Source organism: Pseudarthrobacter oxydans, assembly GCF_034258515.1.
In the GTDB taxonomy this organism is placed as follows: Bacteria; Actinomycetota; Actinomycetes; order Actinomycetales; family Micrococcaceae; genus Arthrobacter.
The window spans coordinates 2,288,247-2,311,369 of sequence record NZ_CP139438.1 but is presented as its reverse complement, the minus strand read 5'-3'; the positions used below and the strand labels follow the sequence as shown (position 1 = coordinate 2,311,369).

At 64.6% G+C, this 23,123-nt stretch carries 21 protein-coding genes; 15 read left to right on the top strand and 6 right to left on the bottom strand.

The features are described from left to right. Nucleotides 1-19 precede the first annotated feature (19 nt). Entirely contained in the window at nt 20-967 is a 948-nt protein-coding gene (locus SMD14_RS10460) for a GerMN domain-containing protein (protein ID WP_321213593.1), read from the bottom strand. A 357-nt stretch (nt 968-1,324) separates the two neighbouring features. On the opposite strand from SMD14_RS10460, the gene SMD14_RS10455 reads away from it, so the two are divergent. The 5 genes from SMD14_RS10455 to SMD14_RS10435 all read left to right on the top strand — a co-directional run bounded on the left by SMD14_RS10455 (nt 1,325) and on the right by SMD14_RS10435 (nt 6,812). Beyond that, entirely contained in the window at nt 1,325-2,413 is a 1,089-nt protein-coding gene (locus tag SMD14_RS10455) for a PhoH family protein (RefSeq protein ID WP_157242281.1), read from the top strand. Continuing rightward, nucleotides 2,410-2,883, top strand: a complete 474-nt coding sequence (gene ybeY / locus SMD14_RS10450; protein WP_157242282.1) for an rRNA maturation RNase YbeY — start codon at nt 2,410-2,412, stop codon at nt 2,881-2,883. The genes SMD14_RS10455 and ybeY overlap by 4 nt, the downstream gene beginning before the upstream one ends. Continuing rightward, nucleotides 2,880-4,211 carry a hemolysin family protein gene (locus tag SMD14_RS10445; RefSeq protein ID WP_321213592.1) on the top strand — a complete coding sequence of 444 codons (1,332 nt, stop codon included), beginning with the start codon at nt 2,880-2,882 and terminating at the stop codon, nt 4,209-4,211. The genes ybeY and SMD14_RS10445 overlap by 4 nt, the downstream gene beginning before the upstream one ends. Beyond that, nucleotides 4,195-5,154, top strand: coding sequence for a GTPase Era (gene era, locus SMD14_RS10440; protein ID WP_321213591.1), 960 nt, complete (start codon nt 4,195-4,197; stop codon nt 5,152-5,154). The genes SMD14_RS10445 and era overlap by 17 nt, the downstream gene beginning before the upstream one ends. Nucleotides 5,155-5,372: 218 nt before the next feature. Next, a complete protein-coding gene (locus SMD14_RS10435) occupies nt 5,373-6,812 on the top strand; it encodes an LCP family protein (RefSeq protein WP_409339725.1) in 1,440 nt (479 codons plus the stop codon). 87 nt (nt 6,813-6,899) lie between these two features. Here SMD14_RS10435 and SMD14_RS10430 read toward each other — a convergent pair whose 3' ends face one another. After that, complete coding sequence (locus SMD14_RS10430) at nt 6,900-8,852, bottom strand: M13-type metalloendopeptidase (protein WP_321213589.1); 1,953 nt, start codon at nt 8,850-8,852, stop codon at nt 6,900-6,902. 252 nt (nt 8,853-9,104) lie between these two features. Between SMD14_RS10430 and leuA the strand changes: the two genes are divergently transcribed. The 3 genes from leuA (at nt 9,105) to SMD14_RS10415 (ending at nt 12,526) form a co-directional block, all read left to right on the top strand. Next, on the top strand, nt 9,105-10,844 hold the full coding sequence (gene leuA / locus SMD14_RS10425) for a 2-isopropylmalate synthase (protein WP_321213588.1): 1,740 nt from the start codon (nt 9,105-9,107) through the stop codon (nt 10,842-10,844). Between the two features lie 99 nt (nt 10,845-10,943). Further along, nucleotides 10,944-11,696 (top strand): DNA repair protein RecO, encoded by a 753-nt coding sequence (recO, locus tag SMD14_RS10420; protein WP_321213587.1) that lies wholly within the window; start codon nt 10,944-10,946, stop codon nt 11,694-11,696. Nucleotides 11,697-11,698: 2 nt separating this feature from the next. After that, on the top strand, nt 11,699-12,526 hold the full coding sequence (locus tag SMD14_RS10415; RefSeq protein WP_321213586.1) for an isoprenyl transferase: 828 nt from the start codon (nt 11,699-11,701) through the stop codon (nt 12,524-12,526). 48 nt (nt 12,527-12,574) lie between these two features. Here the strand turns inward: SMD14_RS10415 and SMD14_RS10410 are convergent, their stop codons facing one another. Then, nucleotides 12,575-13,603, bottom strand: coding sequence for an alpha/beta hydrolase (locus SMD14_RS10410; protein ID WP_321213585.1), 1,029 nt, complete (start codon nt 13,601-13,603; stop codon nt 12,575-12,577). Then, complete coding sequence (locus tag SMD14_RS10405; RefSeq protein WP_321213584.1) at nt 13,600-14,595, bottom strand: alpha/beta hydrolase; 996 nt, start codon at nt 14,593-14,595, stop codon at nt 13,600-13,602. The genes SMD14_RS10410 and SMD14_RS10405 overlap by 4 nt, the downstream gene beginning before the upstream one ends. Before the next feature lie 75 nt (nt 14,596-14,670). Between SMD14_RS10405 and SMD14_RS10400 the strand changes: the two genes are divergently transcribed. After that, nucleotides 14,671-15,741, top strand: coding sequence for a quinone-dependent dihydroorotate dehydrogenase (locus tag SMD14_RS10400; RefSeq protein ID WP_157242288.1), 1,071 nt, complete (start codon nt 14,671-14,673; stop codon nt 15,739-15,741). Between the two features lie 77 nt (nt 15,742-15,818). On the opposite strand, the gene SMD14_RS10395 is transcribed toward SMD14_RS10400, so the two are convergent. After that, on the bottom strand, nt 15,819-16,418 hold the full coding sequence (locus SMD14_RS10395; protein WP_321213583.1) for a DUF3043 domain-containing protein: 600 nt from the start codon (nt 16,416-16,418) through the stop codon (nt 15,819-15,821). A gap of 92 nt (nt 16,419-16,510) precedes the next feature. Between SMD14_RS10395 and SMD14_RS10390 the strand changes: the two genes are divergently transcribed. From SMD14_RS10390 to SMD14_RS10370, 5 genes are all read left to right on the top strand, one after another. Beyond that, nucleotides 16,511-17,953, top strand: a complete 1,443-nt coding sequence (locus SMD14_RS10390; RefSeq protein ID WP_321213582.1) for a dipeptidase — start codon at nt 16,511-16,513, stop codon at nt 17,951-17,953. Between the two features lie 202 nt (nt 17,954-18,155). Continuing rightward, the gene (locus SMD14_RS10385) at nt 18,156-18,545 is read left to right on the top strand and encodes an iron-sulfur cluster assembly accessory protein (RefSeq protein ID WP_066275924.1); all 390 of its coding nucleotides are present in this window, start codon (nt 18,156-18,158) and stop codon (nt 18,543-18,545) included. A gap of 186 nt (nt 18,546-18,731) precedes the next feature. Next, on the top strand, nt 18,732-19,604 hold the full coding sequence (gene coxB / locus SMD14_RS10380) for a cytochrome c oxidase subunit II (RefSeq protein WP_321213581.1): 873 nt from the start codon (nt 18,732-18,734) through the stop codon (nt 19,602-19,604). Nucleotides 19,605-19,614: 10 nt separating this feature from the next. Next, on the top strand, nt 19,615-21,336 hold the full coding sequence (gene ctaD / locus SMD14_RS10375; RefSeq protein WP_321213580.1) for a cytochrome c oxidase subunit I: 1,722 nt from the start codon (nt 19,615-19,617) through the stop codon (nt 21,334-21,336). Nucleotides 21,337-21,338: 2 nt separating this feature from the next. Beyond that, nucleotides 21,339-21,740 carry a cytochrome c oxidase subunit 4 gene (locus tag SMD14_RS10370; protein ID WP_013601026.1) on the top strand — a complete coding sequence of 134 codons (402 nt, stop codon included), beginning with the start codon at nt 21,339-21,341 and terminating at the stop codon, nt 21,738-21,740. Nucleotides 21,741-21,814: 74 nt separating this feature from the next. Here SMD14_RS10370 and SMD14_RS10365 read toward each other — a convergent pair whose 3' ends face one another. Further along, nucleotides 21,815-22,108: an HPr family phosphocarrier protein gene (locus SMD14_RS10365; protein WP_321213579.1), complete on the bottom strand. Its 294-nt coding sequence runs from the start codon at nt 22,106-22,108 to the stop codon at nt 21,815-21,817. Nucleotides 22,109-22,271: 163 nt separating this feature from the next. Here SMD14_RS10365 and SMD14_RS10360 point away from each other — a divergent pair, with 163 nt between their 5' ends. After that, nucleotides 22,272-23,042, top strand: a complete 771-nt coding sequence (locus SMD14_RS10360; RefSeq protein ID WP_157242292.1) for a GntR family transcriptional regulator — start codon at nt 22,272-22,274, stop codon at nt 23,040-23,042. Nucleotides 23,043-23,123: the final 81 nt, after the last annotated feature.

Below are 23,123 nucleotides of genomic sequence, written 5' to 3'. Positions count from 1 at the left end.
CGAAGCTGCAGCGTGCGGGCTAGCGGACTTTGAAAGCCCGCGAGTCCTCGTTCTGGTCCGGCTGCCCGTCGGCGCCGGCCTGGGCCACGCGCAACTCGTAGTCGCCGGAAGGCAGCGTGAGGGCAAGCGTGAAGATCCCTCCCTGTCCGGGCTGGGCGGAGGCCGTTGTTTCTCCGGTGAGGAACGGTACCTTGTTGCCGTCCTGCTCCGCCCGCTGGATCTGCCAGCGCAGCTTGCTGCCGGCCAGGGTGCTGCGGCCGGTGATCTTCACGCTTCCGTCGGCAATTTCCACATTTTCCTGCGGATCGATGATCCAGACGGGCGCCACCATGCCCGCGCCCCTCGTCATGAGGTCACCCAGCTGGATATGGTCGAAAGCAACGTAGTCCGTGTGCCCGTCCACAAGGATCCGCACCCGGATCTGCTGCCCGGAGTCAATGAGCCCGGAGCTGGCCGCAGCGGCCGTGGCCGTATAAACAAGCTGCTGGACGGCACGGGCCGCCATGTCAGCGTCGAGGTTGCTGTTGAACGCGTCCTCGGACACGTCCACCGTAATAACGTCCTTGCCGGAAATCGAGGTGGCGAGCTTGCTGGGATTCTGCCACGGGGTGAAGAAGTCCGGATCAAGCGGCTTATCCTTCATCATCGCCCGCAGGGCACGCGTCACGGGGTTTTCCTGCTCCGGCACGTCCCGGAACTCCCGGTAGAGGAACACGCTGCTGCCGGTGCGGCCAATCCAGTACACCGGCGCCTTGTTGGAGGACTGCGTGGTTTCAAGGGGGGCGCTGGTGGATGGTGCGGTGCCGGTGGCGGCAGGCCCGGAGTTCAGGAGGCCGGTAGGTGCAGGATTGGGCTCGGCCAGGCACCCCGCCAGGAGCGGGCCCACTGCCAGAACCACTGCGAGGACCGCAGGGCGCGCACGGCCCCAGCGTCGTCCTGCCCTCAGGGGCGCAGCTGATGCCGGCACGTTTGGTTGCCTGTCCTTTCGCAACTGGGCCGCTTCCGGGCGGCGGTAGTCCAGCAATGAAGCTGGATTTCCAGCATGGCACAGGGCGCTGGACCGTACGGCCCTGCCATGGTCCCCGGGGCCAACTGCAACGGGAACGATATGAGGCCGATATGAAGTTGATACCTAATGACGCAGCCTCCGCGCCTGAAGGCCGCCTTGCCCTGGTCCGTGGCTGGTTGCCTCATCCGGTGTTGACGCCGTACTGGCGTAAGATGGAGGGACCGCTTGGGCAAGGCGCGCCGGATGCGGTGGCCGGCCCTGCGGTGGACATTATTTTCGTACTTTGAGGGGATCACGGGCCTGCGGGCCGTCACCATGACTGAATCAGCGAATGGAAAGCGCCGGCTCAACACAGGCGAAGGCGCTGCGGGGGAGTTTCCCCATTCCCTGCCCGGCAGCCGTACCGAGGTTGTACTTTTCGACAACTCCGACCAGATGGTCCAGTCCTTGGGCAGCCACGATGAGGCTTTGCGCTTCATTGAGGAACAGTTCCCGCACGTCAATTTCCACGTCCGCGGAAATGAACTTTCCATCACTGGTCCTGCCAGCGACGTGCCCCGCATCATGCGGCTCCTCCACGAGGTCCGCGGCCTGGTGGCCCGCGGCACGGTTATCAGTCCCGCTGTCCTTCAGCAGCTCGTGGCCCTCCTGCGTACCCAGTCGCTGCAGAACCCCGTGGATGTTCTGACCCACGACATCCTTTCCAGCCGCGGGAGGACAATCCGTCCCAAGACGCTGAACCAGAAGACCTACGTCGACGCCATCGACAACAACACGGTGATCTTTGGCATTGGCCCGGCCGGAACAGGGAAGACCTACCTGGCCATGGCAAAGGCTGTGCAGGCGCTTCAGCAAAAAGAGGTCAGCCGGATTATCCTGACGCGCCCGGCAGTTGAAGCCGGGGAACGGCTGGGATTCCTGCCCGGAACCCTGAGCGACAAGATTGATCCCTACCTGCGCCCCCTCTACGACGCGCTGCACGACATGATGGACCCGGAGTCCATTCCCAGGCTGATGGCGGCGGGCACCATCGAAGTGGCTCCGCTGGCCTACATGCGCGGACGCACGCTCAATGACGCCTTCATCATCCTTGACGAGGCGCAGAACACCACGCCCGAGCAGATGAAGATGTTCCTGACCCGGCTGGGCTTTGGCTCCAAGATGGTGGTCACCGGCGACGTCACCCAGGTTGACCTGCCCTTCGGCACCCGCTCCGGGCTCCGTATTGTGGCGGAGATCCTGCAGGGTATCGAAGGCGTCAGTTTCTCGGTGCTGGACGCCGCAGACGTTGTCCGGCACCGCCTGGTGGGGGATATTGTCAACGCCTACAGCATCTGGGATGAGGCACAGCGCAGCCGGGTAAAGCATTCGACCGGCGCCGGCAAGCGGGGGGAACACGCATGAGCATCGAGGTCAACAACGAGTCCGGTGTCCAGGTGGACGAAGCTGAACTCGTTGCTTTGTCCCGGTACATCTTCGAACAGCTCTACATCCATCCGCAGGCTGAACTGTCCATCCTCCTGGTGGATGAGCCTGCAATGGAGAAGCTTCACATCGAACTGATGGACGAGCCAGGTTCCACGGATGTTTTGTCCGTGCCCATGGACGAGCTGACCCCGGGTACGCCTGACCGGCCCACGCCCCAGGGAATGCTGGGCGACATTGCCATTTGCCCCCAGGTGGCCCGGGTGCAGGCCAAAAACGCCGGCCACCCCCTCCAGGACGAGATGTTGCTGCTGACCACCCACGGCATCCTGCATCTGCTGGGATACGACCACGCCGAACCCGAGGAAAAGGCCGAGATGTTCGGGCTCCAGCGTGAGCTGCTGTCCGGCTTCACGGGCAAAGAAGCGCCTGCCGAGACCACCCAGTGACGCCCCTGCTCCTCGTGGCAATGGCCCTGGTTTTCCTGGCCGTTGCGGCGGTGCTGACCGCGGCGGAGGCCGCGTTCAACTTCATCCCGCGCCATGATGCCGAGGAAGCCCTGGTCAAGAGCCGCGGCACCGCCCTGCGGCGCATCCTCGGCCAGCCTGTGGCGCACATCCGCGCCCTGAGGTTCTGGCGCATCTGGTTCGAAATGGCGTCCGCCGTTGCCGTGTCCGTCCTGCTCTACAGCCTGCTCAGCAACGTTTGGCTTGCGGGCCTTGCAGCAACCGGGATTATGGCCCTGCTGGGCTTTGTCATTGTTGGTGTCTCCCCGCGGCAACTCGGACGGCTGCACGCAGCCGCTGTTGTCCGCTTCACCGCGCCGACGATCCGTTTCCTCACCTGGGTGCTGGGGCCCATCCCGGGCTGGCTGGTGAGGCTTGGAAGCACGGCGGCCCCCGGGGCCCCCGGCGGCGACGAGGCGTTCTTCAGCGAGCAGGAATTCCGTGAACTCGTGGAGCGCGCCAGCGAGTCGGACATGATCGAGGACACCGAGGCTGAGATGATCCAGTCCGTCTTCGACTTCGGTGACACCCTTGTCCGCGCCGTCATGGTGCCCCGGACCGACATCCTTACCATCGAAGCGGGGTCAAGCCTGCGCCAGGCCATGTCGCTTTTCCTTCGTTCCGGCTATTCCAGGATTCCGGTGATCGGCGACAGTACCGACCAGATCCTGGGCATCATCTACCTGAAGGATGTTGCCGCCGTCATCCATGAGCTGGCGCCCAACGAGGAGCCGCCGCTGGTGGAATCGCTCGCCCGCGACGTTCGCTACGTACCGGAGTCGAAACCTGTCAGCGACCTGCTCCGGGAGCTGCAGAAAGAGTCCACGCACGTGGCCATCGTGATCGACGAATACGGCGGAACGGCCGGCCTGGTCACCCTCGAGGACCTTATCGAGGAAATCGTGGGCGAAATCGTGGACGAGTACGACACCGAAAGCGCGGAGGCCGTGGAGCTGGGGGACGGTTCGTACCGGGTCAGCGCGCGGATGGGGATTGACGACCTCGGCGAGCTCTTCGGCATTGAGCTTGACGACGACGAAGTGGACACCGTCGGCGGCCTGCTCGCCAAGGCCCTGGGCCGCGTTCCCATTGTGGGGAGCTCCGTGGAAGTGCACGGTGTGTCCCTGCGGGCCGACCGGCTTGAAGGCCGCCGAAACCGCGTCAGCCACATTATTGCGGCACCGTTGGCAAAAGAAGACACTGACCTTGAAGATCTCTTCGACGAGGCGGAAGCAACCCAGCAGGGAGTTTCACGTGAGCAAGAAAAATAAGGCCGAAGGCCAGGACGATTTCGGCGGTTTCCACGCAGGATTTGCGATCCTGGTGGGACGGCCCAACGCGGGCAAGTCCACTTTGACGAACGCGCTGGTGGGCAAGAAGGTGGCCATTACGTCCGCCAAACCGCAGACCACCCGCCACACCATCCGCGGCATCGTTCACCGCGAGGACGCACAACTCATCCTCGTGGATACGCCGGGCCTCCATCGCCCGCGGACGCTCCTTGGCAAGCGCCTTAATGACCTCGTGGCGGATACGCTGGCCGAAGTTGATGCGATTGGGTTCTGCCTGCCGGCCAACGAAAAGATCGGCCCCGGAGACAAATTCATTGCCGCCCAGCTCGCGGCGGTTGGCCGCAAGCCCGTGATCGCCATCGTCACCAAAGCCGACCTCGTGGACCGCCAGGCCCTGACGGAACAGCTCCTGGCCGTCGCAGCCCTCGGCAGGGAAGTGATGGGGGAGGACGGCTGGAAGGACATCGTTCCCGTTTCTGCCACCGACGGCTTCCAGGTGGGCACCGTTGCTGACGTCCTGATCAGCCACATGCCGCCGTCGCCCCCGCTGTACCCCGACGGTGAACTGACGGACGAACCTGAGGCCGTCATGGTCGCAGAACTGATCCGCGAGGCGGCGCTGGAAGGTGTCCGCGATGAACTTCCGCACTCGCTCGCTGTGGTTGTGGAGGAAATCGTTCCCCGCGAAGACCGGCCCGAAGACAGCCCGCTGCTGGACGTGCGGGTCAATCTCTACGTTGAGCGTCCCTCGCAGAAGGCGATCATCATCGGCAAGGGCGGCAGCCGGCTGCGTGAAGTGGGCACCAATGCACGCAAGGGCATCGAGGCGCTCCTGGGCACGCGGATCTATCTCGACCTTCACGTGAAGGTGGCGAAGGACTGGCAGCGGGACCCGAAACAGCTGGTCAAGCTGGGTTTCTGAGCCGTTTCGGCTCCGCCGGCGCAGGCCGCCCGGCATTTTCCCAGCCCGGGCCACTAAAATGGGCCGGATTTGGTTTTTAGAGGAAGGTTCACCACGTGGGGCTAGGCCGCGACAGACGCGACAACGGACTCGATGGTCCCGCCGGAGCGGGACCCGTATCCCGCCACGCCGACGGCGGTACCGTCGGTGCAGCCCGCCATCTTGGGCGCATAAGCGGAATGCCGGTGTGGCTGAAGGTGGTCACGGCCATCCTGTCAGTGGCTATTGTGGGCGGCCTCGCCTTCGCAGGCTTCTGGTTTCTGCGCCTGCAGGGCAACATTTCCAAAGCGCCCCTGAACGCCGGTGGCGGCAGCAACGAATCCGTGAGCGACGCCACCGGACGGATGCAGATCCTCATCCTCGGTTCCGATACCCGTGACGGGAAGAACTCCGAATACGGTACCGCGGATGACTCCAACGGATACGGCAAGTCCGATGTCATGATGCTGATGGACATCTCCGAGGACAACAAGCGCGTCAGCGTCATCAGCTTCCCGCGGGACCTGCTGGTTGACATCCCGCAGTGCAAGGACCCGAAAACCAACCAGGTCTATCCTGCCCGCAGCGGTGTGATGATCAATGAAGCCATGGCTGAAGCAGGCATTGGCTGCGCCGTGGACACCGTCAACAAACTCACCGGCCTGGAAGTGGACCACTTCATGATGGCTGACTTCAATGCCGTGAAGGAACTGTCCAACGCGGTCGGGGGTGTGGAGGTGTGCATCAGTGACGCCGTCTATGATCCTGACTCACGCCTCCGGCTGCCGGCCGGCACCTCGGCTGTCCAGGGTGAGATGGCCCTCGCGTTCCTGCGCACCCGGCATGCCTTTGCCGACGGCGGCGACCTGGGCCGGATCAAGGCCCAGCAAGGGTTCCTGTCCTCCCTGACCCGCAAGATCAAGGACGACGGTACGCTCTCGGATCCGGGGAAGATGCTGAAGATCGCCGACGTGGTAACCCAGAACCTGACCGTCGATGAAGGGCTGGCCTCGGTGCCCAGCCTGCTCACCATCGGGTCCCGGCTCAAGGACATCGACGTCAGCAAGGTGGCGTTCGTGGCTGTGCCCACCACCCCCGCGGTGCTGGATCCGAACAGGCTCCAGATTGCCGAGCCCGCAGGTTCCCAGCTCTTCTCGGCAATGCGGCAGGACGTCGACCTGACCGATCCAACCGCTCCGTCGCCTCCGCCAACGGAGACGTCGGCACCCCCGACCCCCACGGAAACCACGCCTGCGCCCCCGCCCTACGACAAAGCCCTGCAGCCTGTCACGGTGGCCAACGGCAGCGGCGTCCCGGGCCGTGCCCAGGAAATAGTCCAGGCCCTGGTCGCCGGCGGATTCGCGCAGGCCGGCCGGTTTGAGGCGACGGCTGTGGCGCAGTCAGTGGTCTACTACGGCCCGGACTTCGCGGACGTGGCAGCGGATGTTGCCGCAATGCTGGGTATTCCCGCTGAACAAATGCTCCCTGCCCCGAACATCGCAGGGGTCCAGGTATACCTCGGTACCGACTTCACCGCCGGCACCACCTACGGGGCGGCCGTATTGCCCGAAGACATCGTTAACCAGACAGCCAAGGATGCGGCCTGCCAGCAGGCCAATCCGATGCTCATCGAGCGTTAGCGGACCGGGCCCCAGCGGCACAACGGAACAGTCTGTGACAAGGCACAGCGGGGACCGCCGGAAGGCGGGTCCCGCTGTGCCTTGTCATTACCAGATGCTGACGCGTTCCGCGGGAGGCATCCACATGCCATCCTGTTCGGAAACCTCGAATGCCTCGTGGAAGGCGTCGAGGTTCCTGGCAATGGCATTGGTGCGGAACTCGTTAGGGGAGTGCGGGTCCGTCGCGAGACGGCGGATAGCCTCCTCCTGCCGAATGACCTGCCGCCAGCCGGCGGCCCACGAGGCAAAGAAGCGCTGCTCCCCGGTCAGGCCGTCCAGGACCTCCGGTTCCTTTCCGTCAAGGCTGATCTGGTAGGCCTTGTAGGCGATCGCCAGGCCTGCCAGGTCGCCAATGTTCTCGCCAAGCGTGAGCCGGCCGTTGACGTTGTGTCCTGGCGCCGCGGAGGGTGACAGGGCATCGAATTGGGCTACGAGTTTGGCGGTGAGTTCTTCGAAAGCCTGCCGGTCCTCGTCCGTCCACCAGTTCCGCAGCGCCCCGCCGCCGTCGAACTGGGACCCCTGATCATCAAAACCATGGCCGATCTCGTGCCCGATGACAGCCCCGATGCCGCCATAGTTCACGGCGTCGTCAGCATCGGCCGTGAAGAACGGGGGCTGCAGGATCGCTGCCGGGAACACGATTTCGTTCATCATCGGGTGGTAGTACGCGTTGACCGTCTGCGGGGTCATGAGCCACTTGTTGCGGTCCACGGGCTTGCCCACCTCATCAAGGTGCCTGTCGACGTCGGCATTATGTGCACGTTCCACATTGCCCAGCAGGTCAGCCGGATCGATCTCCACGGCGGAGTAATCGATCCATTCCTCCGGGTAGCCGATTTTCGCCCGGAACCCCTCCAGTTTCCGGAGCGCTTCCGCCTTTGTGGCGTCTCCCATCCAGCCCACGGCGGTGATGCTCTGCCGGTAGGCCTCTATCAGGTTGGCAACGAGCGCCTGCATGCGGGCCTTATAGGTCTCCGGGAAGTGCCGGGCGACGTAGATCTGCCCCACGGCTTCGCCAAGCGCCGCTTCGACGACGGCGACACCGCGCTTCCAGCGGTCCTTGTTCCTCGGGGTGCCGCTGAGTGTGGTCCCGTAGAAGGCGAAATTGGCATCCACGAACGACGACGAAAGGTAGGGGGCCGCGGCGCTCACCACCCGCATGGCGAGCCATTCCTGCCAGTGGGCCAGCGGCTCGGACTCAAGGAGCGCTGCGGCCCCGTCGAAGAACGGCGGGGTGCTCACCACGATTTCCCGGCGTTTGGCCTCGTCGATGCCGGCGGCTTCGAACCATGTGGTGAGCAGGGGGAACAGCGCGGACGCTTCATCCGCGGTCTTCAGGTTGTAGGTCTTTTGCGGGTCCCGGAGCGTGACTTTGTCCCAGTGGTGGGATGCGAGCCTGGTCTCCAGCTCCACCACCCGCCCGGCGGCGGCCCCGGCGTCAGCAACGCCGGCCAGCTCAAGCATGGTCTTCACGTGGGCGTTGTACGCCGTAACCGTCGGCGCGAACTTTTCTTCCCGGTAGTACGACTCGTCCGGCAGGCCGAGGCCGCCCTGTCCGGTGTACAGCAGGATCCGGTCGGGGTTGCCCGCGTCGGGGGCCGGGTAGATATAGAAGAGCCCCCCAACATCGGCCCGGAAGAGCCGCCCTGCCAGGGACACGAGCTCAGCCACGGTGGTTGTGGCGAACACGGCTGCCAGCCTCTGCCGGATCGGTTCCATGCCCTTGGCTTCAACAGCGGCCTCGTCCATGAAGCTGTTGTAGAGGTCGCCGATCTTCCGCTCGATTCCGCTGGCGGCTTCACCCTTGGCCGCCGCCTCCTCAATGATGTCCCGGACCGCGATCTCTGCACCGTCCCGGAGCGCCGTGAAGGCTCCCTCAAGCGGACGGTCGTCAGGGATTTCCGCGCCCTTCAGCCAGGCACCGTTGACGTGCTGGTACAGGTCATCCTGCGGCCGGACCGTGTGGTCGATGGTGGACAGGTCGATCCCCGATATGGGCACTGAAACTCCTTTGATGAAGGGCCGCGCCCGGTCGAATACCCGGCGGCGTCTGCATGGTGGACTTTACGGACGGTAGTGCCCTTTCATCTTACGCACGCGTGTTACCCTCAAAAGGTGCGTGCAGAGCTCCTTCTTCTTAGCTGCCGCGGCGAGGCCTCAGACGCGATCTAGCGCAAGGCCCACCCTCGCTGCGGAGTTTGTGTTGCCCGGCCACCCTTTCACCGAAGAACCACAGAAAAGGCCCCGATAGTAATGCGAAACGCACAGAAGCCCTCAGGAATGCCCGCCCACCGCTACACGCCGTTCCAGGACCAGATCAAGGTAGAGCTGCCGGACCGCACGTGGCCGGACAAGATCATCACCAAAGCCCCCCGCTGGTGTGCGGTGGACCTGCGTGACGGCAACCAGGCCCTGATTGATCCCATGAGCCCTGCCCGCAAGATGAAGATGTTCGACCTGCTGGTACGGATGGGCTACAAGGAGATTGAGGTAGGTTTTCCCTCTGCTTCCCAGACGGATTTCGACTTTGTCCGCCAGCTCATCGAGGGCAACCACATCCCGGACGACGTCACCATCCAGGTCCTCACCCAGGCCCGCGAGCACCTGATCGAGCGCACCTACGAATCCCTGGTAGGCGCCAAGCAGGCCATCGTCCACCTGTACAACTCCACCTCCGTCCTGCAGCGCCGGGTTGTCTTCAACCAGGACGAGGACGGCATCCTGGACATCGCACTCCAGGGCGCCCGCCTGTGCAGGAAGTACGAGGAGACCCTCGCGGACACCCACGTGACCTACGAGTACTCCCCGGAGTCCTTTACCGGCACTGAGCTGGAATACGCTGTGCGGGTCTGCAACGCCGTCGCTGATGTTTTCGAAGCCTCCGCGGACCGCCAGGTCATCATCAACCTGCCTGCCACCGTGGAAATGGCCACCCCCAATGTTTACGCCGACTCCATCGAGTGGATGAGCCGCCACCTGCATCCCCGCGAAGGCATCATCCTCTCCCTGCACCCCCACAATGACCGCGGCACTGGCGTAGCGGCCGCGGAACTGGGCTATATGGCCGGCGCCGACCGCATCGAGGGCTGCCTCTTCGGCAACGGTGAGCGGACCGGCAACGTCGACCTGGTGACCCTCGGCCTGAACCTGTTTGTGCAGGGCATCGACCCCATGATCGACTTCTCCAACATCGACGACGTCCGCCGGACCGTGGAGTACTGCAACCAGCTCCCCGTCCCCGAGCGCTCACCCTACGGCGGCGACCTCGTCTTCACCGCGTTCTCCGGCTCCCACCAGGACGCCATCAAGAAGGGTTTCGAGGCGTTGGAGCGGGACGCCGCGGCCGCCGGCAAGGCAGTGGAAGACTTCACGTGGCAGGTGCCGTACCTGCCCGTGGACCCCAAGGACCTGGGCCGCAGCTACGAGGCCGTTATCCGCGTCAACTCGCAGTCCGGCAAGGGCGGCGTGGCCTACCTGCTGAAGAACGAGCACAGCCTGGACCTGCCGCGCCGCGCTCAGATCGAATTCTCCGGCGTGATCCAGAAGCGCACGGACACCGTTGGCGGCGAAGTAAGCGGCGCCCAGCTGTGGCAGGTCTTCCAGGATGAGTACCTGCCCTCCGGGAAGGCAGACGGGCAGTGGGGACGCTACTCCCTGGGCGCTGTCAAGACAGAAACGGATGACGACGGCGGCATGACGCTTCACGCCTCGCTCACCGTTGACGGCGTGCAGGTCCAGCGTACCGGGACCGGCAACGGCCCCATTGCGGCCCTGCTGAGCATCCTGCGGGAAGACGGCGTGGATGTCCGGGTCCTCGACTACAGCGAACACGCCCTTTCCGAGGGCGGCAATGCCATGGCCGCCGCCTACGTCGAGTGCGCCGTGGGGGAGCGGGTCCTGTGGGGCGTGGGCATTGACGCCAACACCAGCATGTCTTCGCTGAAGGCAGTTATTTCCGCCGTGAACCGCGCCATCCGGGACGCCCGGGCCTGACGCCGCACCGTTGTGCCGCCGGGACCGCCGGCGGCACAACGGAGCCCCGCCTGGTGGCGGCCGGCGGAATGGTGCCTGCAAAGGATGGGAAGATAAGGCGTGGCCCAACACTCTTTCGCCTCCCGCGCGTACCGGGACGACGCCGTCGTACTGCGCACCCATAAGCTGGGCGAGGCGGACCGGATCATCACCCTCCTGACCAAGCACCACGGCCAGGTGCGGGCTGTGGCCAAGGGGGTCCGGCGCACCAGCAGCCGGTTTGGAGCGCGCCTTGAGCCCTTTATGGTGGCGGACCTGCAGCTTGTTTCCGGCAAGACGCTGGACATCGTCACCCAGGCGGTGGCCAAGGGCGCCTACGGCGGCAGCATTGCCGCCGATTACGGCCGGTATACGGTGGCGGCGGCGATGACCGAGACGGCGGAGAAGCTCACCGACGTCGACGGGGAGGCAGGAACTGCCCAGTACAACCTGCTGGTGGGTGCCCTGGCCGCCTTGAGCAGGGATGAACACGCCGCCGGCCTGATCCTCGACTCCTATCTGCTGCGCGCCTTGGCCACCGGCGGTTGGGCCCCCAGTTTTACGGACTGCGCCCGCTGCGGGGTTCCCGGCCCGCATACCGCTTTCTCAGCGCCGCTGGGTGGGATGGTCTGCAGCGGCTGCAGGCCCCCAGGATCACCGGCTCCTGCGCCGGAAACCGTGGTCCTCCTGGCGGCACTGCTCACCGGTGACTGGACCACGGCGGACGGCTCCCTTCCGCCACACCGGAAAGAAGCTGCGGGCCTGGTGGCGGCGTACCTGCAATGGCATCTCGAACGAGTCCTGAAGTCCCTCAAACATGTGGAGCGAAGCTGACAGTGGCCCTCGGCAAAAAGAACCCCGCGTCCCGAAAGCGCACCCACCCGGTGGTTGCACCGTACCCTCATCCCTCCGGAGCCGTGGCGCCCTCCATCCCCGCAGAGTTCATTCCCCGCCACGTGGCGATCGTGATGGACGGCAACGGGCGCTGGGCCAACCAGCGCGGACTGCCCCGGATTGAAGGGCACAAGGCAGGCGAGCCGGCGCTGCTGGACGTCATGGCAGGGGCGATAGAACTCGGCATCGAGTATGTCAGCGTCTATGCCTTCTCCACGGAAAACTGGCGCCGGTCTCCGGAGGAAGTACGCTTCCTGATGGGATTTAACAAGGATGTGCTGCGCCGGCAAAGAAACCAGCTCGATGAATGGGGCGTGCGCGTCCGCTGGTCCGGCCGCCGGCCGCGGCTGTGGGGCTCAGTCATCCGGGAGCTGGAAGAGGCCGAGGAGTTCACCGCGGGCAACAGCACCTGCACGTTGACCATGTGTGTTAATTACGGCGGCCGGGCTGAAATTACCGACGCGGTCTCGGCCATCGCCGCCGAGGTTGCTGCGGGCAGGCTGAAACCCGGTGCCATCACCGAGCGGACCATCCAGAAGTACCTTGACGAGCCGGACCTGCCGGACGTGGACCTGTTCCTCCGCAGCTCGGGCGAGCAGCGGCTGTCCAACTTCATGCTTTGGCAGTCCGCCTACGCCGAGTTCGTTTTCATGGACACGCTGTGGCCCGACGTCGACCGCCGGACGCTCTGGGCGGCAGTGGAGGAGTACGCCCGGCGGGACCGCCGGTACGGCGGGGCGGTGGATGCCGCCGCACCCGCGGGATCCTAGGGTCCACGCCCCGCCGGCAGCACACCCGGTTCCGGCAGGAGGCGGCCTTTAGGCTGGGTAGCCCCTGAGCCACGCCGCGAGGTCCCGGCAGGCTTCCTCCCGCACCCCGCGGCGGGACAGGAAAACGTCGTGGATGGCACCGGGATAGCGGAACACCGCCACCCGCCGTCCAAGGCGGAGCGCACGGTGGGCTGTCTCCTCGACATCGATGACGGCGTCCGCCTCCATCAATTCCGCCGACCACTCGATTTGGATGCGGGTGCGGTCCGACAGCATGACCAGGGCCGGGGCCCGGATGTCCAGCCGCCGTTCCACCGCGGCGTGGCCGGCAAGGACTGCCTTGGCCCATCCTGCCCGAATGGGAAAGGAAGCCCGTGGGCGCCACTGCGGGTCGAGGTGCCATTCCCCGTGGGCCTCGCTGCTGACGCTCTGCCAGTAGCCGGGCATCTCCGGAAGCCACAATGGGCGGCGGGGATCGGCCCTGGACAGCGGGTCCACCAGGTGCATGGCAATGGTGCGGATGATGCTGCTCCCCTGCAGTTCCAGCCACGGTGCGTTCAGGATCAGGGTGCCCACCGCCTTCGGGTTCCGGTCAGCCCACAGGGCGGTGATAAGCCCGCCCAGGGAGTGCGCCAGGACGTGCACCGTGGGGAAGACTCCCGGTCCCAGGGCGTCCTCGAAGTCCTCCCTGATCGCCGCGATGGCGGCCGCCAGGTCAGCATCGTAGACTCCCAGGTCATCAGTGAAGCCGGGCGTCTGCCAGGGGCGCAGGCTGCGGCCGAACTTGCGCAGGTCAACGGCGTAGAAAGGGAACCCCGCCCCGGTGAGGTACTCCGCGACTTCCGCCTGGAGGAAGTAGTCCGCCCAGCCGTGGACGTAAAGGACCACGTTGACAGCCGCCCGCTGTTCCGCCGTACCCTGCCGGGGTCCCTGGCCGGTGCAACGGACAAGCGTTGCGCACACTTCGCCTTCATCATCGGGTTCCAGGGGCAGCACGCGCTGCTCGAAACGCGGCCCCAGGATGTCGGCAGACCATTGGTCAGCGACTCTTTCCCGGCCCGCGTGCCCTTTGCTCATCCGCTCTTCCAACTTTCGGATGGCTCCTCGTCCCCATAGGCCTTAAGCCAGCGTGCCAACCGGGCGTAGGCATCGGCACGCACCGCGGCGCGGGAGAGGAACACGTCATGAAGGGCACCGTCGATGCGTTCCACCGTCACCGTACGGCCAAGGGTGAGGGCACGCGTGGCGATGATGTTGACGTCAAGTACGGCATCCGTCCGCCGCATCTCTTCAGACCAGAAGAGGCCGTTGGCGCTGCCGCTGGACAGCAGGACAAGGATGGGAACATCAATGTTGAGGCCCCGCGCCACCTTGGAGTGCCCGGACAGCACGGCATTGAGCCAGCCTGCCCGCACGGGAAACGCCATCGGGGGACGGTACCGGTCATCCAGAGTCCACTCACCGTCGGCCGAGCTGCTGATGGTCCGCCAGTAGAACCCCCGTTCCGGAAGCCTAAGCACGGCTTCGGGCCGGAACCGCGCGACCGGTCCCACCATCCTGGATGCCGCACGCCGCACCAGTGAGCTGCCGTGCATCTCCAGCCACGGGCTGTTCAGGACCAGCCGGGAGACCCGGCCGGGGTGCCGGCTGGCCCACAGCGCCGCCACCAGTCCTCCTGTCGAATGGCCCATAAGGGTCAGCGAGGGGTCCGCGCCGTCCTGGCCGATCAGTTGGAATGCAGCTTCGATTTCGGCATCGTAGTCCATGAGGTCGGCGACGTATCCGCCCGGGAAATCCGGACGCAGGCTCCGGCCGTGGTTGTGCATGTCCAGTGCGTAGAAGTCGTAACCCGCCGTGGACCAGAATCGGGCAAGGTCCGCGTTGAAGAAATAGTCGCTCCAGCCATGCAGGAACAGGACGGCGCTGCGCCGGCCCGGGGATGGAGGCAACTTCGTCAGTGCTGGGCGGAACCGGACCAGCGTGGCGGTGCGCTCCACACCGTCCGGCCCCGTGGCGCGGAAGGCGTGCGACTCGAAGTCAGCGCCCAGGATGTCCTGCTGCCATTCCATGCGTTTATGCTAATCCGCTGCAGGTTTGCCCCGCCTCATTTTGGTCTGGGCCCTCCTAGGCGGAAAACTAGAGGCATGCGCGTTTATCCCACATTCTTCAGGCTGGCCTTTTCATGGATGGACGCCGAGCGCGCCCACAAGATCGGATTCAAGGGCATCAGGCTGGCGCATCGCTCCGGTGCGGGGAAGGTGCTGGCGAAGCTGACGGCTCCAGCACCGTCGCTCCAGACCACGGCCTTCGGAATCACCTTTCCATCGCCGTTCGGGCTTGCTGCCGGCTTCGACAAGGAAGGCCATGGGATCGAGGCCCTGACGGAGCTTGGCTTCGGCCACGTTGAGGTGGGAACCATCACCGGGCAGGCCCAGCCGGGCAACGAGAAACCTCGGCTCTTCCGCCTGGTGGAGGACCGCGCGGTCATCAACCGCATGGGATTCAACAACGACGGCGCAACCGCCGTGGCCCCGCGGCTCAAGGCCGCGCGCGCTGCCCTCCAGCGCCGGCACCGGGGCGTGCGCCCCGTCATCGGCGTCAATATCGGCAAGACCAAAACGGTGGAGCTTGCCGATGCGGTGGAGGACTACCTCGTCAGTGCCCGCAGCCTTGCACCTGCTGCGGACTACCTGGTGGTCAACGTAAGTTCGCCCAATACCCCCGGCCTGCGGCTGCTGCAGGATGTGGAGTCGCTCCGGCCGCTGCTGACGGCTGTGGGCCAGGAAGCGGACAGGTCGGCAGGCCGCCACGTCCCCCTGCTTGTAAAGATCGCCCCGGACCTCAGCGACGAGGATATCGACGACGTCGCACGCCTGGCGCTGGACCTCAAGCTGGACGGCATTATCGCCACCAACACCACCATCGCCAGGAGCGGCCTGTCCACGCCGGCGGAAGAGGTGGAAAAGTGCGGCGCCGGAGGGCTCTCGGGTGCGCCGCTGAAGCAGCGCTCCCTCGACGTGCTGCGCCGCCTGAAGCAGGTCACCGGTGACGCCCTCACCCTGGTGGCCGTGGGCGGCGTTGAAACGGCACAGGACGTCCAGGACAGGCTCGACGCCGGGGCCACCCTGGTCCAGGGCTATACCGCCTTCCTCTATGAAGGACCGTTCTGGGCTGCCCGGATCAACCGCGAACTGGCGAAGAGCCGCCGGCCCTAGGCCGTGAACGGTCCAAAGCAAAAACCCCGGCGGAATATCCGCCGGGGTTTTGTTGGCTGTTGGAGGGCGCCGCGGGCTCAGGCCGGGTACTGGCCGCGCTTGACCTGGGGCTTGGGGAGGCGGAGCTTGCGGAACTGCAGGGAACGCATGGAGCCGTACCACACGGTTCCGCGCTCCACCTCGCCGAATTTGGCGGTCAGCCGCTTGCGAAGCTGGCGGGACAGGATGAACACGTCCACGAAGACGGCCAGGAACATCACCCAGAACCCGCCGAGGACGTAGATCATCAAGTCGCTGGACGCCGGGACCACCAACGACACCAGGACGAATACGAGGGCGCCGAACATCAGGTACTCACCGAGGCTGAAACGTGCGTCAACGTAATCACGGGCAAACCGTTTCTGCGGACCCTTGTCGCGCAGCGGCAGGAACCGTTCGTCACCGGTGTCCAGCGCCTGGCGCATCTTAAGCCGCTGGTCCTGGATTGCCTGGCGCTCGGCAGCCTTCGAGGCTTTACGGTCTTCCGGGACAAGTGGCCGCCTGCGGGCCGCCTCCTGTGCCTTACGCGTGGGAGTTGGGGCACCCTTGCCGCTCAAGCCCTCTGTCCGCCCCGGCTCTGCAGCCTGTTGGTCTATTATTTGCTGCGCCGAGGGCGCTTCCTTTTTACGTCCGAACACCAGAACAGAATACCTTGCGGCGGGGAACTGAAGTCATGCCCAGGCCAACCGTTGGTCCCAAGCAGTCAATGTGACGCGGGTAATGTTTTGCCATGACTTCATTGCCGACGGGCACGCCGCAAAACCATAATGCCCTTCCATCACCGGGCCTTGCCGGAAGCAACCGGACGGAAGACCTTCGCAGCTCCATAGACCGGTCCTTCAACCAGACCTTGGCCCGGCTCAAAGAGCTGGTCGCCATCCCCGGCATCGCCTGGCCAAGCTTTGACCGGGCCCCGCTGGAACGCAGCGCCGAAGCTGTAGCGGAACTGCTCCGCGGCACCGGACTCGGAAACGTCCAGATCCTTGGCTGCAACAAGCCTGACGGCACGCCGGGAGGGCCCGCCGTCGTCGCCCAACGGCCTGCCGCCGACGGCAAGCCGACGATCCTCCTCTATGCCCACCACGACGTCCAGCCCGCGGGTGATCAGAGTCTGTGGGAGACGGAACCGTTCACCGCCGTCGAGAAGGACGGACGCCTGTACGGCCGCGGCGCGGCGGACGATAAAGCCGGCATCATGGCGCACCTGGCGGCATACGCAGCAGTTACGGAGGTGCTCGGGAACTCGCTGGGGCTCGGCGTCACGTTCTTCTTTGAGGGTGAGGAAGAAGCCGGCTCGCCTACTTTCCGCTCTTTCCTGGAGGCAAACCGGGAACTGCTCCGCGCCGACGTCATCGTCGTCGCCGATTCCAGCAACTGGAAGGTTGGGGTTCCGGCCCTGACTACCAGCCTGCGGGGCCTGGTGGACGGAACCATCGAAGTCCAGGTCCTCGACCACGCCGTGCACTCCGGTATGTACGGGGGACCGGTGCTGGATGCGCCCACCCTCCTGTCGCGCCTCATCGCCACCCTGCACGACGACGAAGGAAATGTCGCCATCGAGGGACTGGTGGCAAGGGATACAGCCACGGTTGACCTTTCCGAGGAAGACTACCGGGCAGACGCTTCAGTACTCGACGGCGTCCGGCTTGCCGGGTCGGGCAGCATCGCCTCCCGATTGTGGACCAAGCCGGCCCTGTCCATCATCGGGTTCGACGCTCCGTCAGTGGAGGCGGCTTCGAACACCCTGTTGCCCCGCGCCCGGGCGAAGTTCAGCCTGCGCCTCGCCCCTGGCCAGGTCCCGGAGGAAGCCATGGAGGCTGTGCGCCGGCATGTTGCGGCAAACGCACCCTTCGGCGCGAAGGTGACCTTCACGCCGGGGGAGAGCGGCAACCCGTTCCTGACCGACACGTCGTCGTCTGCGGCGTCACTGGCCATGTGGGCGCTGGGAGAGGCCTGGGGGGTCAAAGCCGTGGAAACAGGGATCGGCGGATCCATTCCCTTTATTGCCGACCTCACGGAACTGTATCCGGACGTGCAGATCCTGGTGACCGGTGTGGAGGATCCGGACTCCCGGGCGCACAGTGCGAACGAGTCCCTGCACCTTGGCGATTTCCGCAAGGCCATCCTTGCCGAGGCCCTGCTCCTGGCCCGGATTAACGACCAGGGACTCTAGGACCGGTTCAGGGGACCCGGGGCACGATGGGAGCGCGGCGCTGGCTGTTCCCGGGGAACAACGGGGAGCCGTCGATGGTTACGTTCAGGAGTTAGAGCTACACCTCCGCCCCGCGTAGCATGTAGCTATAGCCCATACCGAAACCGTAGGGGCAGGCACCGCCAGCGCGGCGCCGCCAGACCGTCCTAAGAAGGTAGGCCAAATGAGCACCGCAACCAATGAGAACAGCACCGGTACCACCAGCACGGCCAGTGACGAACTGCCCGTCCACGAGGTCAAGCTGACCGACGTCGCCGCAGGTAAGGTACGCAGTCTTCTCGAGCAGGAAGGCCGTACGGATCTGCGCCTCCGGGTTGCAGTGCAGCCCGGCGGCTGCTCCGGACTGATCTACCAGCTCTACTTCGATGAGCGGCTCCTGGACGGAGACGCAGTCCGGGATTATGACGGCGTCGAGGTTGTCGTGGACAAGATGAGCGTTCCGTACCTTAGCGGTGCCAGCATCGACTTCGAGGACACCATCTCCAAGCAGGGCTTCACCATCGACAACCCGAACGCCGGCGGCTCTTGCGCGTGTGGGGATTCGTTCCACTAAGCCGGTTATTTCGCCCGATGCCGGCGCCGGGTTTCCTGCCGAAAATATCGGTACGGGGGCACGGCGCCGACATGTGGGCGAAACGCCCGGCGGAGCGGTAAGCTCTACACCGAGTAGTAAAACTTTTAGTGTGCCCGGGGCGGCCAAGGCTGCCCGGACAACAGCAACAAGTAGGAAGGGCCGTCTGTGAGTTCGCAGAACCGAACCGGCAGCCGACGCAAAACGATCACAACGATCTCAAGCTTGGCAATTGCCGGCGCGTTGGTTTTGACCGGATGTTCGCCAGAGGTAGAGAAAGGGTGGCTGCCCACTGAACGTGGCACCACCAGCAACACCGACCGCATCATGGACCTCTGGGTCAACTCATGGATTGCCGCCCTGGTTGTGGGCATCATTACCTGGGGCCTGATCGTCTGGTGCCTTGTTGCATACCGCCGCCGCAAGGGCACCGTCGGGTTCCCGCGGCAGACCAGCTTCAACCTGCCCCTTGAAGTCTTTTACCTGACCATCCCCCTGTTCATGGTTGTGGTGTTCTTCTACTTCACCGACCGTGACCAGCAGGCGATTGACAACCGCTCCCAGCCTGCCGACGTCGTTGTCGACGTCCGCGGCAAGCAGTGGGCCTGGGACTTCAACTACAAGGCCGGCGACGTCATCCAAGAGGACGTCCACGAGGCCGGGGTGCAGGCGCACCTCACGGGCAACACCATCGATAAGGAACAGCTCCCCACCCTGTACCTGCCGGTCAACAAGTCTGTTGACCTCGAACTCAACGCACGCGACGTCATCCACTCCTTCTGGGTCCCCGCTTTCCTCCAGAAGCGCGACATGATCCCGGGCAAGACCAACTACATCAGGTTCACCCCCACCAAAGAGGGCACCTACGACGGCAAGTGTGCCGAACTTTGCGGTGAGTACCACTCCGAAATGCTGTTCCGCGTGAAGGTGGTGTCGGAATCCGAATTCCAGGCCCACATGAACGAGCTGCGCGAAGCCGGCAACACGGGTCTCCTCGGCGTCGAGTACGACCGCAACCCGAACCTGAACGAAATTAAGTAAGGGGAGCGACGTGGCTACTTATACCCAGACCGCACCTGCCGGAACCCTCGAGGCTTCCGTAGTTCCTAAGTCCAAGGGACGCATCGTCGTCAACTGGATCACCTCCACCGACCACAAGACCATCGGGTACATGTACCTGATCGCGTCGTTCGTGTTCTTCTGCCTGGGCGGCGTCATGGCGCTGCTCATCCGCGCCGAACTGTTCGAGCCCGGCATGCAGATCCTGCAGACCAAAGAGCAGTACAACCAGCTCTTCACGATGCACGGCACCGTCATGCTGCTGATGTTCGCGACACCGCTGTTCGCCGGCTTCACCAACGTCATCATGCCGCTGCAGATCGGTGCCCCCGACGTCGCGTTCCCGCGGCTGAACGCCCTGGCCTTCTGGTTCTTCCTCTTTGGTTCCACCATCGCGGTGTCCGGTTTCATCACCCCGCAGGGTGCGGCATCGTTCGGCTGGTTCGCCTACGCGCCGCTGTCCAACACGACGTTCAGCCCCGGCATCGGTGGCGACCTGTGGGTGTTCGGCCTGGCGCTGTCCGGCTTCGGCACCATCCTGGGCGCGGTCAACTTCATCACCACCATCATCTGTATGCGTGCCCCCGGCATGACCATGTGGCGGATGCCCATCTTCACCTGGAACGCCCTGGTGACTTCCATCCTCGTGCTGATGGCCTTCCCGCCGCTGGCGGCTGCTCTGTTCGCGCTCGGTGCCGACCGCCGCTTCGGTGCCCACATCTTCGATCCGGAAAACGGCGGTGCCGTCCTCTGGCAGCACCTGTTCTGGTTCTTCGGCCACCCCGAGGTGTACATCATCGCGCTGCCGTTCTTCGGCATCGTTTCGGAGATCTTCCCGGTGTTCAGCCGCAAACCGATCTTCGGCTACAAGGGCCTGGTCTACGCCACCATCGCCATCGCCGCACTGTCGGTAACCGTGTGGGCACACCACATGTACGTCACCGGATCCGTGCTGCTGCCGTTCTTCGCGTTCATGACCATGCTGATCGCGGTTCCGACCGGTGTGAAGTTCTTCAACTGGATCGGCACCATGTGGCGCGGTTCGCTGACGTTCGAGACCCCGATGCTCTGGAGTATCGGCTTCCTGATCACCTTCCTGTTCGGCGGCCTCACCGGCATCATCCTGGCGTCCCCGCCGCTGGACTTCCACGTCTCGGACTCCTACTTCGTGGTGGCGCACTTCCACTACGTGGTGTTCGGCACCGTGGTGTTCGCGATGTTCGCCGGCTTCTACTTCTGGTGGCCGAAGTTCACCGGGAAGATGCTGAACGAGCGCCTGGGCAAGATCCACTTCTGGCTGCTGTTCCTTGGCTTCCACGGGACGTTCCTCATCCAGCACTGGCTGGGTGTCGAAGGCATGCCGCGCCGTTACGCGGACTACCTGGTGGAGGACAACTTCACCTGGATGAACCAGTTCTCCACCGTGGCATCGTTCGTCCTGGGCGCCTCCCTGATCCCGTTCTTCTGGAACGTCTACATCACGTGGCGCAACGGGGAAAAGGTCCAGGTTGATGATCCGTGGGGCTTCGGCGCCTCGCTGGAATGGGCCACGTCCTGCCCGCCGCCGCGGCACAACTTCACCTCGCTGCCCCGGATCCGTTCCGAGCGGCCCGCCCTGGACCTGCACCACCCGGAACTTCGCCAGGTCCACACCGTTGAGTCACCGGCGCCGGCCGCCCAGGTACTCGGAAACGCCGACCAGAGGGACAACTGACAATGAAAATTGAATCTTGGATTTTTGGTGCCGGAGTCTTCTTCTTCGTCCCGGTGTCCCTGGTCTATGGCTTCCTGACCAACTGGGGCGAATGGGTGGGCATCCTCGGCATCCTGCTGGTGGGCGGACTTGCCGGCATGATTGGCGGCTACCTTGGCTTCACCGGGAAGCGCGTTGGTATGCGCCCCGAGGACCGCAGCGATGCTGAGATCCACGAAGGCGCCGGCGAGCAGGGACACTTCAGCCCCTGGAGCTGGTGGCCGCTGGTCCTGGGAATCGCGTGCGCAACAGGTTTCCTGGGCCTTGCGGTCGGTTTCTGGATTGTGTTCATCGCGGCCGGCCTGGCAGTAGTGGCACTCATCGGCTGGGTGTACGAATACAGCCGCGGAGACCACGCGCACTAACGCTTCACCGATTACGACGTCGGGCCCCACCAAATGGTGGGGCCCGACGTCGTTTTTGTTGCTCCTGGCGCGCCCTAGGCTGCGCCCTGCGACTCCAGCAGCTCGCCAAGCGCCCGCAAGGCGTCCTCGGCCACCTGGCGCCCCAGCGGGCCTCTGACGGCCGCGTCGCTGACGCCAAGCTCCACGATGCATCCCTGGTGAAAATCCGCCGCCATTACCTGCAGCAGGGAGCGCGCATCAACGCCTGGGCCACCCTCCTTGGAGATGGTCACCGGCAGTCCGGTTTCCGTAACAGCCCGTACAAATAGGGCGGCAGGCCTGGCGTGCAGGCCCACCGATGCTTTGACCACGGCGTTATGTGTTGGCAAAGGGACTCCTCCGTTATGACGGCCCCCTCCGTCGACATCGCGTTTTCATGACAAATATAGGGCCTGCCCCGTTGCCCTGCTAAACGGCTGGGCATGGTGAACGACGCTGGTCTAGACCTGACCTAAAATTGGAAGGTGAACTTCAACGCAGGGGAGACAATCCATGCCAGCTAGTGCGGCAGCCATCACCGGCGACATCGACCGGTCCAGTGGCACGGCCATCTACGTCCAGCTGCGTGAGATCCTGCGTACCTACATCGCCGACTCCTGCCCGCCGGGATCAGCCCTGCCGTCTGAACGGGATCTCGCCGAACGGTTCGGCCTTGCCCGCATGACCGTCCGCCAGGCGATTGATGCGTTGGTAGGCGAAGAAGTGATCGAGAGAGTAGTGGGCCTGGGCACGTTCGTCCGCCGGCCTAAGCTCGATCTCCAGGTCAAACTGACGTCCTACAGCGAGGAGATGCAGCGACGCGGGATGGTCCCCGCGGCGAAGGTCCTGAGCTTTGAGCAGATTGCCGCCAGTGCGTTCCTTGCACGCGAGCTGCAGTTGGATGAGGGAACGCCATTGGTGCGTTTCCGGCGCCTGCTCCTGGCCGACGGTGAACCCATGAGCGTTGACGAGAACTTCATTCCGGCCCACCGGGTGCCTGGACTGCTGGACGGGGAACCGCCCACCTCGCTGTACAACGTCCTCAGCGAGCAATTTGGGCTGGTGATGGAATGGGGCGAGGACATGATCGAGGCCACCGCGGCTTCGCCGTCCACCGCGCGGTTGCTGAACGTGGAGGTGGGTGCGCCGCTCCTTAAGATCCAGCGGCATGCCTTCGTAGCCCGGGCCATGGTTGACTATTCGGTCTCCTACTACCGCGCAGACAGGTACAAGCTATGGGTGCCGCTGCAGCGCCCGGGTGCACGCCGGGCACGTAACCACTGAGGCGCCCGCCGCCACACCGGCGGCAGACGGAGTGCAGCGCTGGCGCTGCGGACACGCGAAAGGCAAACAGGAAGGCCCGGT

Coding starts and splice junctions, on each gene's coding strand:
- SMD14_RS10435 (WP_409339725.1), top strand. CDS start 5,373: ATGCCGGTGTGGCTGAAGGTGGTCACGGCCATCCTGTCAGTGGCTATT.
- SMD14_RS10385 (WP_066275924.1), top strand. CDS start 18,156: ATGAGCACCGCAACCAATGAGAACAGCACCGGTACCACCAGCACGGCC.
- SMD14_RS10410 (WP_321213585.1), bottom strand. CDS start 13,603: ATGAGCAAAGGGCACGCGGGCCGGGAAAGAGTCGCTGACCAATGGTCT.
- SMD14_RS10405 (WP_321213584.1), bottom strand. CDS start 14,595: ATGGAATGGCAGCAGGACATCCTGGGCGCTGACTTCGAGTCGCACGCC.
- ybeY (WP_157242282.1), top strand. CDS start 2,410: ATGAGCATCGAGGTCAACAACGAGTCCGGTGTCCAGGTGGACGAAGCT.
- leuA (WP_321213588.1), top strand. CDS start 9,105: ATGCGAAACGCACAGAAGCCCTCAGGAATGCCCGCCCACCGCTACACG.
- SMD14_RS10400 (WP_157242288.1), top strand. CDS start 14,671: ATGCGCGTTTATCCCACATTCTTCAGGCTGGCCTTTTCATGGATGGAC.
- SMD14_RS10390 (WP_321213582.1), top strand. CDS start 16,511: ATGACTTCATTGCCGACGGGCACGCCGCAAAACCATAATGCCCTTCCA.
- SMD14_RS10360 (WP_157242292.1), top strand. CDS start 22,272: ATGCCAGCTAGTGCGGCAGCCATCACCGGCGACATCGACCGGTCCAGT.
- SMD14_RS10370 (WP_013601026.1), top strand. CDS start 21,339: ATGAAAATTGAATCTTGGATTTTTGGTGCCGGAGTCTTCTTCTTCGTC.
- SMD14_RS10455 (WP_157242281.1), top strand. CDS start 1,325: ATGACTGAATCAGCGAATGGAAAGCGCCGGCTCAACACAGGCGAAGGC.